This is a genomic window from Shinella sedimenti, assembly GCF_022601905.1.
GTDB lineage: Bacteria > Pseudomonadota > Alphaproteobacteria > Rhizobiales > Rhizobiaceae > Shinella > Shinella sedimenti.
On record NZ_JAKVIN010000007.1, the window covers coordinates 260009 to 275757 of the forward strand.

14 protein-coding genes are annotated in these 15749 nt (G+C 63.3%); 2 read left to right on the plus strand and 12 right to left on the minus strand.

Annotated elements, in window-relative coordinates:
- Nucleotide 1: 1 nt before the first annotated feature.
- The 5 genes from MKI86_RS17540 to MKI86_RS17560 are packed head-to-tail and all read right to left on the minus strand — an operon-like array spanning nucleotide 2 to nucleotide 5155.
- Complete coding sequence (locus MKI86_RS17540; protein WP_241603339.1) at nucleotides 2-1228, minus strand: serine hydrolase domain-containing protein; 1227 nt, start codon at nucleotides 1226-1228, stop codon at nucleotides 2-4.
- A 27-nt stretch (nucleotides 1229-1255) separates the two neighbouring features.
- Nucleotides 1256-2296, minus strand: a complete 1041-nt coding sequence (locus MKI86_RS17545) for an ABC transporter substrate-binding protein (RefSeq protein ID WP_241603341.1) — start codon at nucleotides 2294-2296, stop codon at nucleotides 1256-1258.
- A gap of 36 nt (nucleotides 2297-2332) precedes the next feature.
- On the minus strand, nucleotides 2333-3136 hold the full coding sequence (locus tag MKI86_RS17550; protein WP_241603345.1) for an ABC transporter permease: 804 nt from the start codon (nucleotides 3134-3136) through the stop codon (nucleotides 2333-2335).
- On the minus strand, nucleotides 3129-4052 hold the full coding sequence (locus MKI86_RS17555) for an ABC transporter permease (protein WP_241603348.1): 924 nt from the start codon (nucleotides 4050-4052) through the stop codon (nucleotides 3129-3131). The genes MKI86_RS17550 and MKI86_RS17555 overlap by 8 nt, the downstream gene beginning before the upstream one ends.
- Before the next feature lie 2 nt (nucleotides 4053-4054).
- Nucleotides 4055-5155, minus strand: coding sequence for an ABC transporter ATP-binding protein (locus tag MKI86_RS17560; protein ID WP_241603351.1), 1101 nt, complete (start codon nucleotides 5153-5155; stop codon nucleotides 4055-4057).
- A gap of 258 nt (nucleotides 5156-5413) precedes the next feature.
- On the opposite strand from MKI86_RS17560, the gene MKI86_RS17565 reads away from it, so the two are divergent.
- Together MKI86_RS17565 and MKI86_RS17570 are read left to right on the plus strand one after the other, a co-directional pair.
- Complete coding sequence (locus tag MKI86_RS17565; RefSeq protein WP_241603355.1) at nucleotides 5414-6100, plus strand: GntR family transcriptional regulator; 687 nt, start codon at nucleotides 5414-5416, stop codon at nucleotides 6098-6100.
- Between the two features lie 76 nt (nucleotides 6101-6176).
- On the plus strand, nucleotides 6177-6338 hold the full coding sequence (locus MKI86_RS17570) for a hypothetical protein (protein WP_241603358.1): 162 nt from the start codon (nucleotides 6177-6179) through the stop codon (nucleotides 6336-6338).
- A gap of 8 nt (nucleotides 6339-6346) precedes the next feature.
- Here the strand turns inward: MKI86_RS17570 and MKI86_RS17575 are convergent, their stop codons facing one another.
- The 7 genes from MKI86_RS17575 to MKI86_RS17605 all read right to left on the minus strand — a co-directional run bounded on the left by MKI86_RS17575 (nucleotide 6347) and on the right by MKI86_RS17605 (nucleotide 15724).
- Nucleotides 6347-7192 (minus strand): amidohydrolase family protein, encoded by an 846-nt coding sequence (locus MKI86_RS17575; protein WP_241603361.1) that lies wholly within the window; start codon nucleotides 7190-7192, stop codon nucleotides 6347-6349.
- A gap of 174 nt (nucleotides 7193-7366) precedes the next feature.
- Entirely contained in the window at nucleotides 7367-9748 is a 2382-nt protein-coding gene (locus MKI86_RS17580) for an aldehyde dehydrogenase family protein (RefSeq protein ID WP_241603364.1), read from the minus strand.
- A gap of 9 nt (nucleotides 9749-9757) precedes the next feature.
- On the minus strand, nucleotides 9758-10711 hold the full coding sequence (gene deoC / locus MKI86_RS17585) for a deoxyribose-phosphate aldolase (RefSeq protein WP_241603367.1): 954 nt from the start codon (nucleotides 10709-10711) through the stop codon (nucleotides 9758-9760).
- A gap of 29 nt (nucleotides 10712-10740) precedes the next feature.
- Complete coding sequence (locus MKI86_RS17590; RefSeq protein WP_241603370.1) at nucleotides 10741-11742, minus strand: ABC transporter permease; 1002 nt, start codon at nucleotides 11740-11742, stop codon at nucleotides 10741-10743.
- Nucleotides 11735-13228 (minus strand): sugar ABC transporter ATP-binding protein, encoded by a 1494-nt coding sequence (locus tag MKI86_RS17595; RefSeq protein WP_241603374.1) that lies wholly within the window; start codon nucleotides 13226-13228, stop codon nucleotides 11735-11737. Before MKI86_RS17595 ends, MKI86_RS17590 begins: the two co-directional genes overlap by 8 nt.
- Nucleotides 13225-14211 (minus strand): sugar-binding transcriptional regulator, encoded by a 987-nt coding sequence (locus tag MKI86_RS17600; RefSeq protein ID WP_241603377.1) that lies wholly within the window; start codon nucleotides 14209-14211, stop codon nucleotides 13225-13227. The genes MKI86_RS17595 and MKI86_RS17600 overlap by 4 nt, the downstream gene beginning before the upstream one ends.
- 1 nt (nucleotide 14212) lies before the next feature.
- On the minus strand, nucleotides 14213-15724 hold the full coding sequence (locus MKI86_RS17605; RefSeq protein WP_241603380.1) for an FGGY-family carbohydrate kinase: 1512 nt from the start codon (nucleotides 15722-15724) through the stop codon (nucleotides 14213-14215).
- Nucleotides 15725-15749 lie beyond the last annotated feature (25 nt).

Sequence of the window (15749 nt, forward strand, 5' to 3'; positions counted from 1 at the left end):
GTCAGATTGCCCGGCGGCAAAGCGCGCGGAAGAAGGTGAAGACGTCCTGGTTCTCCTCGTCGCCCAACGGTTCAGGCTGGGAGGAGAGCTTGACGATGACGGTCTCGGTACTGGGATCGACATAGAGCCACTGGCCGTGGATGCCGATTGCACAGAAAGCGCCGTCGGCCTCGCCAGACTGATACCACTGGCTGCGGTAGCGACCGTTCGGCAGATCGACATTGTGGCCCTGCTGCCAGGCCTCCCGGTCGCCGTTGTCCTGCATATCGCGGATCCAGCCTTCCGGGATAACCTGGCGGCCATTGCGAACGCCGTGGTTTCGCAGCAATTCGCCAAGCCGCGCCAGATCGCGCGCTGTTATGGAAACGCCGCCGGCGGTGCGCGGCGTGCCGATGGCATCCACCGTGACCTCGGCGTTGTTCCTTGCGCCCATCGGCTTCCACAGCAGATCGGAAGTCAGGTCGGCAAAGCGGGCGCCTGTCGCCCGTTCGATGATGACGCCGAGCAGGTCGGCATTGGGCGAGGCGTAGTAGAACGGTCCGCCATGCGGCCGTTCGGCCTTCTGAAGCGTCAGCAGGAACGAGGCCAGCGTCTCCGGCTCCACATCCGGCATCGGCGGGTTCCACAGCATGGCGCGGCGATAGCGTGCGAAAGCGCCATAGGGATCGAGATAGGCTTCCTCGAAATCGAGGCTCACGCGCATGTCCAGCACGTCGCGATAGGTGCAGTCACCGTAGACGCTGCCCTTTGCCTCGGGCAGGTAGTCCGTAACGGGACGGTCCGGGTCGAGCATACCCTCGGCTTCAAGGATACCGGAGACGACGGCCGTCAGCGACTTCGAAATCGAGAAGACAAGGTGCGGCGCGTTGGGGTCGGCGTGCGGTGCATAATATTCCGCGACGATCTCACCTCGGCGCATCAGGACGAATGCGTCGGTATGGGCAAAGTCGAGGAAGGCGCGTGCGGTGGCCGCCCCCGCAAGGCCGGTATCCATCGCGGCATCGAGGAAGGCATCGCTGGCAAGCGGCTGCTCCGCGCTCACCAACTCAGCCGCAATGACGGAGGTCGGCACGAAATCGCGCACGTTCTGGAACGTCCAGCGGCTGTAGGGAGCCGTTCGCCAGTTGGCGAGCGTGACATCGGCACGGGCAAAGCCGTGCGTTTCCTTGAAGGTCTTGATCATGAGAATGCCGCCAGTCAGCGGGAAGGCGTCTACGCCCTCCCGCATCAGGCTGTCCTTGTTACATGCGACGCGTTACTTCTGCAGTTCAGTCCAGATCCGCGTGTAAAGCTGCTGCGTCTCCGGCTCGCAGCTCAGCAGGAACTCGCCGGCCTTCTCGTATTCCGGCGGAACGACCAGTTCCGGCGCAGTCTTCATTTCTTCCGGCAGGAACTGGTCCGAACCCTTTATGCCGTTGGCATATTTCGCGAAGGCCGAAATCATCGCGGCGTTCTCCGGGTCCATGATGAAGTTCATGAACAGCTTGGCGTTTTCCGGGTTCTTCGCGTCCTTGAGGAGTGCTGCGCTGTCCATGAAGTAGGGGAAGCCCTCCTTCGGATAGCCCATCTTGACATCGGGGTTCTTCAGGCGCGAACGCATGATGGCGCCGTTCCAGTAGTAGACGCCGGCATAGTCGCCGGACGGCAGCTTCTCGGTGACGCTGTAATCCATGGCGAGCCACTTCGTCTTGGCTTCCACAAGCTTGTCGCGGACCTTGCGCAACACTTCCTTGTCAGTGGTGCACCAGTCGCCGCCAAAATACTTGATCGTGGCGAAGAGCACATCGTTCATTTCCGGCGCGACATTGATCTTACCAACCAGTTCCGGCGGCGGATCGAGGAAGATGGCGGACGTGTTGATATCACCCTTGTAGACTGCGGTGTTGACGCCGATGCCCGTCAGGCCCCACTGCCACGGAACGGTGTAGTGACGACCCGGATCCCAGGGAACGTCCACCCAGCGCGGATCGACATTCTTGAAGTTCTCCATCTGGTCGGGCCGAACTTCTTCGATGAGACCTTCCTTGACCCAGATCTGCACGTAGTTGGCCGAGGGAACGACGATGTCGAAGCCGTGGCCGCCGGCGCGGACCTTAGCGAGCGCCGTGTCGTTCGAATCGTAGTCGGTCACGGTGACCTTGACGTCGAACTCCTTCTCGAACTTCTTGATCAGTTCAGGGCTCGTATAGTCACCCCAGTTGTAGATGTTGAGTTCGCCCGCGGCGGATGCTCCATTGGCGAAGGCCAGGGCGGCGACCGCGGCTATTGCCGTCGTGGTGATCCATTTCGATTTCATGTCTGTTCCTCTCTGTCGTTGGTCTGTCGGATTTGGCTATTGTTTTTTCCGGTTGATGAAGAAGAAGATCACGACCAGCACGGTCGAAAGCGCGAGAAACACGGTGGCGATCGCGTTGATCTCGGGCGTGGTTTCGCGGCGCAGCTGTCCGAGCATGTAGGTCGGTAGCGTATCCTGCCCGCCAGATTTGACAAACTCGGTAATCACAACGTCGTCCAGCGAAATGACAAAGGCCAACATGAAACCGGCGATCACAGCCGGTCGCAAAAGCGGCAGCGTGACATGACGAAAGGTCTGCCAGCGCGAGGCGTAGAGATCCGCCGCCGCCCGTTCCAGCGTAAGGTCCATGCTCTCCAGCCGCGCACGGATCGGCAGGTAGGCGAAGGGAATGCAGAAGGCGGTATGCGCGAGGACGAGGTATCCGAGGCCGGAATATCCGGTCCAGACCTTGATGCGCGAGAACACGATCAGCAGCGCAACGGCGGTAACGATCTCCGGCACCATCAGCGGCTGGTTGATCATCGCATACTTTAACGTCTGACCGCGATAGGGCGCGGTACGGGTTGTCGCGAGTGCTGCCATCAGGGCCGCAATCGTCGCGAGGCTCGCTGCCCAAAGCGCGATGATCAGAGAGCGGATCGCCGCATCCTGCACGGCAGAGTTCTGCCACGCCGCTACGAACCAGCGGCCGGAAAAACCGCCCCATTGCGACAGCGATTCCGCGTCATTGAAGGAATAAACCACCAACGCGCCGATCGGCAGATAAAGGGCGAAGAAGGTGAAAAGCGTGATGAAGCCGAATCCCGGCTGCGACTTGATGTCGAAACGCGACCTAAACATGCCCGGCCCCTCCGCGCGAGGCGTTGCGGACATAGACGATCAGCGCCACCATCACGAGAATCATCAGCGTGATCGACATGGCCGCGCCAAGCGGCCAGTTGCGGCCGGCGCCGAACTGCATCTCGATCAGGTTGCCGAGCATCATGTTCTTGCCGCCGCCGAGAACGCGCGGAATGACATAGGCGCCGAGCGACGGGATGAAGACCAGGATCGAGCCGGCGATGATGCCGGGCTTGACCAGCGGGATGACGATCTTGCGCAGCACTTGGAAGCGTGTCGCGTAGAGATCGTAGCCAGCCTCGACCAGCCGGAAATCGAGCTTTTCGATGGAGGCATAGAGCGGCAGCACCATCAGCGGCAGATAGACATAGGTCATGCCGAGCAGGTTGGCAGTGTCGGTATAGATGATCTGCAGCGGGCTCTTGATGATGCCGAGCCATATCAACGCATTGTTGAGAAGGCCCTCGTTGCGGATGACCTGCTGCATGGCGAAGGTGCGGATCAGAAGGTTCGTCCAGAACGGGATGGTGACGAGGAAAACCCAGATTTCGCGGGTATGCGGCGGCCGTGTCGCAATGAAATAGGCGGTCGGGAAGCCGAGGATCAGGGTGAGGATCGTGGTGAAGAACGATAGCTGGATGGAGCGCCAGATGATCGACACATGCGCATCCGCCAGCCCGAGCGTATCGTCGAAGATGTCACGCTGGAAGAAGACCGAGGTCCAGCCGTCGAGCGAGAATTCCCAGGGTTTGACATCGCCGTAATCGCCCTTGACCAGGAAGGAATACAGCAGCATCACGAAGAGCGGCCCGATCGCCGCCACGAAGATGATGATCAGGGCCGGTGCGCTCAGGAGCCAGCGGGAGCGGATATCCTGTTTTCTGGCCTCGATCGCGACCTGTTCTGCGCCATTCATCGTCAGTCCCTCAGAATCTGAGCGACGTCGTCGCTGAAGTCGATGCCGACCGTATCGCCTTTGGAAAAGCCGCAATGGCCACTGCGCGCATTCTGCTGGCGGACCATGAACGCCGTGCCGTCGTCGAGGTGCACATGAACATGCGTATCCGTGCCGAGATAGACGATATCGTGCACGACGCCTCGTAGTGCAGACGTATCCGTCGGCACGCCCGCGCGCGCATGTTCGGGCCGAACCACGACGGTGACGGATCCACTCGGCGTAACGTCAGCCGGGAAGCTTGCTGAGATTTCAGCGCCGGAGGAAAGACGCACACGCGCCCTGTTATCTGCAACCGAGACGACATCGGCGGAAAGGAAATTGGTCTCGCCGATGAAGTCGGCGACGAAACGCTCGGCCGGGCGGTCGTAGATATCCCAGGGCGAACCGACCTGGCGAACCGTTCCCGCCGACATGACCGCGATGCGGTCCGACATGGTGAGCGCTTCTTCCTGGTCGTGGGTGACGAAGACGAAGGTGATGCCGGTCTCCAGTTGAAGACGCTTCAGCTCGATCTGCATGGATTTGCGAAGCTTGAGATCGAGTGCCGACAGCGGCTCGTCGAGCAGGAGAACTTTCGGTCGAGGCGCGAGCGCCCGCGCGAGGGCCACGCGCTGCTGCTGGCCACCGGAAAGCTGGGTGACCGGATTGTGGCCGCGTCCATCGAGATGGACGAGCTTCAGCATGTCGTTGACGACGGACGTTATCTCGGCCTTCGGGCGGCCTAACATCTTCAGGCCGAAACCGATATTCTCCGCCACTGTGAGGTGCGGGAAGAGGGCATAGTTCTGAAAGACCGTGTTGACCGGGCGCTGGTTGGGCAGAAGCCCCGAAATGTCGGCCCCGTCGAGCAGGACCTGCCCTTCGGTCGGCATTTCGAAACCGGCGATCATGCGCAGAAGCGTGGTCTTTCCGCATCCCGACGGGCCGAGGAGCGTGAAGAATTCATTGGGGCGGATATCCAGCGTGACATTGTCCACGGCCTGGAAGTTTCCGAACCATTTCTTGATACCATGCAGGCCAATGGCACCGCCATGCGCCGCAGTCGTTCGCGATTCAGTCATCGGTTCCCCGTTCGTCGACCGACACCCGAGACTTCCTCTGTCCGGATCGCCGGCTTACCATTGTCTGACCGTCGATCACGGCTCTTATGTGATATGCTTGTCTTGCTTATGATCACAACAAATCATAATTTGATCAAATCTGTAAAGGGTCATTTTCGGCTTCGCAACATTATCAGTTCTGCGTGCAGTCCGCTGAGAATTCAGCCCTAAGTCGGCCTGTAGAAACAGAAGGGCCGAGCTGCGCACGGGAGGTAGGGCATGCTGGTTTGCGAGCAGCGGGAAGAGAGCGAATCCGCCAAGCAGTGGGTGTACCGCGTGCTGCGGCACAGCATCATGACGGGCGGTTTCGAACCGGGCGAACCGGTGACGATCAACGGCCTCGCCGAGATGCTGGGCGTCAGCGCCATGCCGGTGCGCGAGGCGCTGCACCGGCTCGTGTCCGAAGGCGCACTGGAACTGCTCGACAATCGCCGGGTCCGCGTGCCGGACCTGGACTCCGCCGGCTTCGATGAGGTGCTGGAGGCGCGTATCGCGCTGGAAACACGCGCCGCCGAACGCGCGATGCCCTATATCGATCAGCCAGGGCTCGCTCGCATGCGGGCATTCGACCGGCAGGCAGACGAGGCACTGGCCGCGGGTGATTTCCGCCGGCTGGTGGAAGCCAATTTCGCCTTCCACCGTGCCCTGTACGAGGCAAGGCCCGGAACGGTGATGCTGCCCCTGATCGAATCTCTCTGGCTGCGGCTAGGCCCCTTCATGCGCCGGGCCGGCGAAAACCTGTCTCAGACCTATCAGGTCGATCGTCACGCGGAAGCCTTGACAGCCATCGCAAGGCAGGACGCCAACGCACTGAAGGCCGCCATCACCGCCGATATACGCGACGGCGCCGGCCATCTCGGCCGTGGTCATTTCGAACGCGTGGCGATTTCCGGCAGGGCAGACTAGTCGGCCGTGACTGACGCCCCTTGCATTGGATGGCCAAGCATCGGTAAGTCAGCAGCACTGTAGCGGGAGGAACGCCTTGGACGACGACAATATAGTGAAGTTCGAACGCCGCAAGCCGCAGCCGGAGAAGAAGCCCGCCACGCCAAGGCTGCAAGGGGGCCGCATCTGGCTCGCCATCCTTGCCGCAATCGTGCTGGTTTGGGCTTATTATCAGTTCGTTGCACCGCAGACGCTCTGACCGCGGCACTAAGCTCGTGGGGTGATATTCCATAACCGGCGCGCATTGTCGGAGAGAACGCCGGCCTTTTCCGGCAGGCTGACGCCCGACAAAAGCGCGTGCGTGGCGCCGAGCCATGTAGACAGGCCGCCGCCAAGCGTGCAGACCGGCCAGTCGCTGCCCCACACCATGCGCTCGAACCCGAAGCAGTTGGCGACATGGGCGAAGTAGGGTTTCAGGTCCTCCAACGTCCAGTTTTCTGCACCATAGGCCGGAATACCCGACAGCTTCACCGTCACGTTCGACCGCCGGGCGATCTCGGCAACCGGACCTTTCCACAGATCGTAGCCTCCGCCGGCGATATCCGGCACGCCACAGTGATCCAGCACGAAGGACACGTCAGGCACGAGGTCGACAAGGGCAATCGCACGCTGGATCTGATGCGGTTTGACGCAGAGATCGAAAGTGAGCCCGCTGCCGGCAAGCCGCGCGAGATTTTCACGGAAGAGAGCACCTTCTGACAGATCATCCGGCACGACATGCAGCACGCGGCGAAAGCCGCGCACAAAGGGATTGGCGCGCACGCCTTCGAGATAGGCGGGGAAGCCCGGCAGCTCCGGCCGACAGCTCGCGATGGCTCCGACGAGCAGGCTGCCCGACGCGGAGGCGAGCTCCTTGATAACCATCGTCTCGCGCGCGATGTCCACCTCGGTGACATCCACCTCCATATGCAGCGAGGCCGAAATACCGAGACGCCTAGCCTCTTGTGCATAGAGTGCCTGCGGGAAATCAGCATTGAGAGGCGGCACGTCGGCAAGCCAGGGATAGGTCAGACGGTCCCGGTAGACGAGATGCAGATGGGTATCGATGATCATGATGCGTGTCTCCTCCGCGTGGCACACTGCCACAGGGGAATTCACCATTCAAATACGAATCAAGCCCTGGAATGCGCTGGTCGCTGCGGATGCGATATGCCGTGGCGCAGAGTGTCAAAAAATCGAGATCGGGGACGGCGGGGCGGGGAGACGATCGCTCCCCGCCTGTCTTGATTATTCGCCGTAGGGCAGCCAGATCGTCTTCACCTGGCTGGCGCGGCGCAGATACTCCTGGCCCTGGCCGAAGCGCGGGTCGCGCCAGTCGCGCAAACGACCAAGATCTGACCAGACCGGCTTCAGATTGCCGGCCGACGCGACTTCCACCATGCGCGAGCCGTCCTCACTGCCGCAATACCAGAGCGCCGCCACGTCGTCGTGCTCGGCGAGCGTCTTGGCCAACACGTCGCGCTCACCGGTCAGCAGGTTGACGACGCCGGCGGGAATATCCGACGTTTCGAAGACCTGATAGAGGCGGGCGGCGATGAGCGGGTGGGCCTGCGAGGCCACCGCCACGACGCGGTTGCCCATGGTGACTGCCGGCAGGATGAGCGAGAGAAGGGCCAGAAGCGGCGCCTCGTCGGGCGCCACGACGCCGATCGTTCCATAGGGCTCGTTGACTGTCATCGTCACATGCTGCGACTTGGTCGCGGTCACGCTGCCGTCGAACTTGTCGGCCTGCGCGGCATACCAGAAGCACCGGCGGATCGCGGCTTCGAACTCGTCCTCCGGCTTTGCCACAGCGCCCGTTGCAGTGAGAGCGGCCACGAATTCATCACGGCGCTGCTCTAGGTTTTCAGCAAGGAAATAGAGCACCTGCGCGCGGTTGTGCGCGGTCACGCCGCCCCATGCGCCCGCCTTGTTTGCCGCTTCGACGGCGTTGCGCACATCCTTGCGGTTGGCGAGGCCGGCCTCGCCGATGGCCGCACCTCCCTTGCCAAAGACCGTGTAGCTCTGGCCGCCATCCGGCCGCGCCTGCTTGCCGCCGATATAGAGCTTTGCCGTCACATCGATTGTCGCGTGGTCGGCCTTGCCCGTGGCGGGGGCGACATCGATGGGTGCGGCCGAGGCGGCGCGCACCTTGCCCTGCTTGTCCCAGCCGGTGGTGAGATATTCGAGCATGCCCGTGCGACCACCCTCACGGCCATAGCCGCTTTCACGATAACCGCCAAAGGGAGCCGCCGCGTCGAACATATTGGTGGCGTTGATCCAAACGACGCCCGCCTTGACGCGCGCAGCCAGTTCGATGGCGCGATTGACGTTCTCCGACCAGACCGAGGCGGCAAGGCCGTAGCGGGTATCGTTGGCGAGCGCGACGGCTTCGTCCAGCGTGCGGAATGTAAGTGTGGTTGCCACGGGGCCGAAAATCTCGACCTGCGACACGCTGTTGGCGGGGTGGCTGTTCGTAAAGAATCCCGGCGTGCAGAAGGCGCCCTTTTCCGGCAGGGCCACCGGGGCGAGATTGAGCGTCGCCCCTTCCTGCTCACCCGCCTTGAGAAGTGCCTTGATGCGCGAAAGCTGCTTCATCGAGACGACGGCGCCCATGTCCATCGTCTTGTCGAGCGGATCGCCGACGCGCAGTGTCGCCATGCGGGCCTTCAGCTTTTCAAAGAAGCGCGGTGCGACACCTTCCTGGACGAGGAGCCGCGAGCCTGCGCAGCAGACCTCGCCCTGGTTGAACCAGATCGCATCCACGACGCCTTCGACGGCGGCATCGAGATCGGCATCCTCCAGCACGATGAAGGGCGACTTGCCGCCGAGTTCCAGGCTGAGCTTCTTGCCCGAGCCGGCGATCTGGCGGCGGATGAGGCGCCCGACATCCGTCGAGCCGGTGAAGGCGACCTTGTCGATATCGGGATGGCCGGCGATGGCGGCACCAGTCTCGCCGTCACCCTGGACAATGTTGACGACGCCGGCTGGAAGGCCGATCTCGACGAGAAGCTCGGCGAAGGCATGCGCGGTCATCGGCGTGAGGTCGGCCGGCTTCAGCACGACCGTGTTACCGGCCGCAAGCGCCGGCGCGACCTTCCACGCCAGCATCAGCAGCGGGAAGTTCCACGGAATGATCTGGCCGCAGACGCCGACGGGCTTGTGCTGTGGGAACTCGTCGGCAACGAGCTCGGCCCAGCCGGCATGGTGATAGAAATGGCGGGCGACAAGCGGAATATCGATGTCGCGGGTCTCGCGGATCGTCTTGCCGTTGTCCATGGTCTCGAGCACGGAGAAGAAGCGTTCACGCTTCTGAATGTGACGCGCGATGGCGTAGAGATACTTCGCACGCTCATGGCCCGGCAGCGCCGACCATTTCGGGAATGCTGCGCGCGCGGCCGCGACAGCCGCATCGACATCCGCTGCGCTACCCTTGGCAACACGGCTGATGACGTCCTCCGTCGCGGGATTGACGACATCGATGAGATCGCCGTCAGCACTCGTGAACTTCCCGTCGATGAAGTGGCCAATGCCGGCGGAGCGGGTGGAAAGCCAGGCTTTGACCTCTGCATTGCTTTCGGGAGCGGGGCCGTATTCCATGGTCTGCATAATGTCCTTGATGGAAGGCATGGTCTAACCTCAGGCCAGCGCGTGGCGGTTGGCGGCCGAGTAGCGGCCCGTAATGTGATGTTCGAGCTGGCGTTCGATATCGCCGAGCATGGAGGAGGCGCCGATACGGAAAAGATCCGGCATCATGAAGCGCGTGCCGAGTTCCTCCTTCATGAGGATCAGCCAGTTCATCGCGTCCTTGGCAGTCTTCAATCCGCCGGCCGGCTTGAAGCCGACCATCTGGCCGGTGCGGTCCTTGTAGTCGCGCAGTGCCCGCACCATCGTGAGCGAGACTGGCAGCGTCGCATTGACGTCTTCCTTGCCCGTCGAGGTCTTGATGAAATCCGAGCCCGCCTGCATCGCGACCACGGATGCCTTGTAGACGTTGGAAAGCGTCTTCAGGTCGCCGGTCGCGAGGATCGCCTTCATATGGGCGTCGCCGCAGGCTTCGCGCATCTGGCGCATCTCGTCGTAGAGTGCGGACCAGTTGCCGCGCAGCACATGCTCGCGAGTGATGACGATGTCGATTTCCTTGGCGCCCTGTTCGACGGCATAGCGGATTTCGCCCAGCCTGAGCGGCAGCGGCGTCAGGCCGGCAGGAAAGCCCGTCGCAACGGAGGCAACGGGAATGCCGCTGCCCTCCAGTGCTTTCACCGCATGGCCCACCATGGTCGGGTAGACGCAGACCGCGCCAACCGTCAGGCGCTCGATGCCGAGTGCTTCGAGGATATCGGCGCGCACCGGTGCCTTCGCCTTGGCACAGAGCCGCTGGACGCGGCCTTCCGTGTCATCGCCGGCAAGCGTGGTCAGATCGATGCAGGTGATCGCACGCAGCAGCCAGGCCGCCTGCCAGTCCTTCTTGACCGAGCGCCGGGTCGGCAGGCTCGCGGCGCGGCGTTGCGCGGCCGACAGGTTGACCGCGTGTGTCTCGAACCAGTCGAGCGTCAGCGGCGTGCCCTCAGGGCGGGGAAAATGATCTGTCATGGTGGATTCCAGCGATTTTTCTTGGGGTTTCATGCCCGGCCTCTGCGAATGTCGATGAAGCGGTTGAGAAGAATGGCCGCGACAATGATCAGGCCCGTTACGGTCATCTGGTAGAAGGAACCGAGCCCGAGCAGGTTGAAGATATTGCGCAGCACTTGCAGCAACATGACGGCAAAGAACGTTCCGAGGACGCCGCCGCGTCCGCCAAACAGCGATGTGCCACCAAGCACCACCGCCGCGATGGCGTCAAGTTCCAGCCCCTGCGCGGCGGTCGGCTGGCCGATGCGCAGACGCGATGTCAGAAGAATACCGGCAAGCGCGCTCATGATGCCGGACACTGTGAACACGAGAACGAGGATGCGTGTGGTCGGCAGGCCTGAAAGCCTCGCTGCCTCGGCATTGCCTCCCGTCGCATAGACGGACTCGCCGAATACCGTCAGGCGAAGCAGCGCGCCGGCGGCAATGCACAGCACGACGAAGATGATGCCCATCGAGCTGACCTGCAGGCCTGGCAGGACCGGGACCATGGTCGAGGAGATCGCGCCGAAGGATGGCGGCAGACCCGAGACGGGCACACCGTCCGTCAGCAGATAGGTGATGCCGCGAAACGAGACGAGGCCGGCGAGCGAAACGATGAAGCTCGGCACTTCGGCCAGCGCCGTGATGAGGCCGATGACCGCGCCGGCAAGCGCGCCGGTCAGAATGGTGATGGCAAGCGCCGGCAGGATAGGCATGCCGCCCGCCAGGAGAACGGCGACGAGCATGCCGCACAAAGCCACGACGGAGCCGACGGAAAGATCGATATTGCCCGTGAGGATGACGAAGGTCATGCCAACGGCCACGACGCCGACCACGGCCGCCTGCTGGAACAGGTTGGCAATGTTGGTGGGTGTCAGGAAGTTCGGCGACACTATCGCGGCGATCGCGACGACGACGAGGAAGATCGCGATGAAATTGTACTCGATCAGAAGGTCGGCGATGCGACGCCCGGAAGTGCGTGCCGGCGCAACGCCCGTCACAATGTCAGTCATGATGGTGGTCTCCGAGAATCTGATGTTTCAGGATCGTGTCCTGATCGGTGGTGGCGGGGTCGAAGCGGGCGATGTTGCGCCCCTCATGGAACACCCAGATCGTGTCGCAGGCGGCGTAGAGCTCCTCCAGCTCGGACGAGGCGACGATGACGGCCGCCCCATCGGCGGCCAGTTCGTCGACCAGCCGGTAGAGATCGGCCTTGGCGCCGATGTCCAGCCCGCGCGAGGGCTCGTCGAGCAGCAGGAGCTTCGCGCCCTTGATGATCCATTTCGCCAGCACGACTTTCTGCTGGTTTCCGCCCGAGAGCTGGATGACCTTCTGTTCGGGTGAGCCGTATTTGGTGGAAAGCTGCCTGAGCACCGGCACCGTCTTCGCCTTGAGCTGACCGTGCCTTGCGAGGAACTGGCCCTGCATGGCGGGTAGCGTAGCGTTCCGATAGATCGGCGCGTCGAGGATGAGGCCTTCCGTCTTGCGGCTTTCCGGCACGAGGCCGAGGCCGGCAGCAATGGCATCGCGCGGCGTCTTTGCCTTGTAGGGCTTGCCGTAGAGCGACATGCGCGCCTCATGCGGATCGGCCCCGAACAGCGCCTTGAGGAAAGAGGTCCGGCCGGAGCCATTCAGTCCGGTGAGGCCGGCGATCTCGCCGCGACGCAATTCGAAATTCTGGATATCGAGGCCATGCGCTGCCGTCAGACGATCAACCTTCAGGATGACCTCGCCTGTTACAGGCGGGCGATCGCGGCGTTCGACGAAGCCGCGATCGCGTCCAAGGATGGCTTCCACCAGCGCGCTGTCGGGCGTACCCTCGACATCGAAGGTCTCGATGGTGCGCCCGCCGCGCAGCACGGTCACCCGGTCGCCGATTTCGCGTAGTTCACCCAGGCGGTGGCTGACATAGAGGATGGCGACACCTTGGGCCGTCAATTCACGGATGACGCGGAAGACGGCTTTCAGCTCGGTCTCGTTGAGTGCCGCCGAAGGCTCGTCCATGATGATGACCTTCGCCTCGCGTGTCAGCGAGCGGGCGATCGCCGTCAACTGCTGGTTGGCGATGGAAAGGCTGCCGACGCGGTCCTCCGGCGTGAAACTCGCACCGACGCGGGCAAGCGCCTCTCGTGCCTGAACGCGGCGGCTTCGCTTGTCGAGGAAGCCGAAGCGCGACGGCGGATGGCCGAGGAAGAGGTTTTCCGCGACCGTCAGCTGCGGCACGAGGTCCAGTTCCTGATAGATCATGGAGATGCCGGCCCGGGCCGCTTCCGCCGGCGCGCGGAAATGCACCGGCTTGCCGTCCACATGAATCTTGCCGGCCGATGGCGACAAGGCGCCGGCGATAAGCTTGAGGAAGGTCGATTTGCCGGCACCGTTCGCGCCGAGAAGGCAGTGGACCTCGCCCTTGCGCACGGCAATATTGGCCTCGTCGAGCGCGATGATGCTGGGCGGGAACCGTTTCGACAGGCCCTCGATGGTCAATACGTCCGGCGTCATACGCCCTCCTCCAGAATGCGGCGCGCGGTAACCTCGTCGGTCACGAGATCGGTGACGTAGCCAGCGCGCAGGCAGGCCGCCGCGATACGGTGCTTGTCCTCGCCTGCCGCGACGCCGATCACCCGCTCTTTGGTCGCTAGAGCCTCCAGCCTCAGACCGATGGTGCGATCGTCGAGCTGCATGTCGGCGATGCGGCCGTTGCGATCGACGAAACGGCCCATGATGTCACCAACGGCCTCCAGATTGCGCAGCCGCGCGATGTCCTCGTCGCCGAGATAGCCGGAGCCGAGCAGAACCGACTGGGATGTGAGGCCCCCGAGACCGAAGCAGAGGACGGGCGCCTCTTCCGCCAGCGCCAGAACACGGCCGAGAATGGGGTCCTGTTCGAGGGCCTGGCGGGTGGATTTAGAGCCGATGATCGCCGGCACGGGCAGCAGTGTCGCGCGGCCGCCCGTCGACTGAGCGAATTCCTCCGCCACGGCGGAATTGCGGCTGCTCGTCGCTGTTAGCGCGGTCGATCCGTTGACGAGCACAACATGAAGCCCCGGGCACCAGTCCTTCGGAAGCGCGCGGGCGACCGCCGACATCGTGCGCCCCCAGCTGACGCCGATCAGCTTCGGCTTGGGGCTGAGGCTCGCCAGATGCGTGGCGGCGGCCTGGGCGACGCTGTCGATGACGAGGCTGGGATCGTCGATCTCGCCCGTCGGCACCACGATGGCTTCCTTGACGCCGAAGCTGCGCTGCAATTCGAGTTCGACCGTGGTCCTTCGGCCGGCGCGCGGGGTGATCTCGATGCGGACAATGCCCGCCTCTTTCGCCTCGGTCAGCAGCTTGCCGACCTGCCAGCGGGTAAGACCGAGTTCGTTTGCGATTTCCGACTGGGTGCGGTCGAGATCGTAATAGAGCTTGGCGACCTGGACAATCAGGTGATCGCGCTGGTCGGAGGAGGGCAGGCGTGCGGAATAGGGGTTGCGTTCGGCCATGTCACGCCTCCCTCTGGCGGCTTGCCAGCTGGTGAAGGACCGGCCGCAGACGTTCCGTCGCATCCTGGTAGAGCGGCAACATCTTCTGGAACCATTCGGCGCGTGCCGGATCGGGCAGGAGTTCTTTTGACGGCGCCACGCAAGCAGCGGCAGCAGCCCGAAGATCCGGGAAGGCGCCGATGGCGGCCGCCGCGGCCGCCGCGGTGCCGACGAGCGAGAGATTGTCCTCGCGCGCGACCTGCACCGGCTGGCCGATGGCATCCACCGTCGCCTGAAGCCAGGCCGCATTCTTGACGATGCCGCCCGCCATCATGACACGGTCGACGGCAACACCGCGTGCCTTCAGCACCGAAAGCACATTGGCCGAGCCAAGCGCGATCGAATCGATAGACGCGGCATAGACATCCGCGCGGGTGTGGCCCAGCGTCAGCCCCATCAGCGCACCGCGGAGTGCTGCATCGCGGTAGGGCGTGCGATTGCCCATCATGTAATCCAACGCCAGCAGGCCTTCCGATCGCGATGGATTGGCCGCGACCTCGGCGATCAGCGCGGCATGGCCTGCAGCATCCAACCCGAACATTTCGCCGGCAAGCCAGTTGAGCATCGAGCCGGCCGCAACCTGTCCGCACTCGACCAGCCAGCGACCGTCGTTGAGCGCGTTGGGATAGGGGCCCCAGAAGCCGGAAACGTCGGACTCTTCCGCCAACTGAACGAGCTGGACGATGGAGGTGCCGCCAATGAACAGCATGCCGCCCGGCTCGATGGTGTCTGCGCCCAGAATGCCGATATGGGCATCAATACCGCCCTGGGCGACGATGGGCCGGTTCTCCAGCCCCAGCTCCGCCGCCATGGCGGCACGCATGGGCGCGATCACGCCGCCGACGGGCACGATGCGCTGCGGCAGGCGCTCGGTCAGGTCCGCGATGCCGAAGGCCTCGTAGACCTCTGGCACGAACTGGCCGGCGGCGCTGTCGTAGTTCCATTTGCAGGCAGCGTTCATTCGCGAACCGACCCATTCGCCGGTCAGGTCGAAATTGACGTAGTCGAGCGCCTCGCATACGACCTCGGCGGCATCCCAGATGTCCCGTCGGTTGCGCTTCAACCACATGGCCTTGGGCACCAGCCATTCGACGGCGTCAGAACCACCGCAATAACGCATGACGGGGTGATCAAGGCTCGCCGTCTCGCGTGCTTCGGCTTCCGCGCGGCAGTCCATCCAGAGCAGAGCCGGCGACAGCGGCGTGCCGTCGCGGCGGCAGATAGCCACGGTGGAGGCGGTCGTGGCGGTGCAGACCGCATCGACGGTCCGCCGGCCCGCCTTTTCGAGCGCGGCACGACCGGCCATGCGCAGAGCCGCACGCCATCCGGCGGGAGACTGCTCTGCCCAGCCGGCGCGCGGGTAATGCGTCGCGTAGGGCGCCTCCGCCTGGGCCAGCATCTGGCGCCGGTCCGTCTCGTAGACGCCGGCGCGAAGGCCGCCCGTACCGAAGTCGAAGCTCAGGATATGAGCCATGACCGATGATCCTCCCTAATTTCTC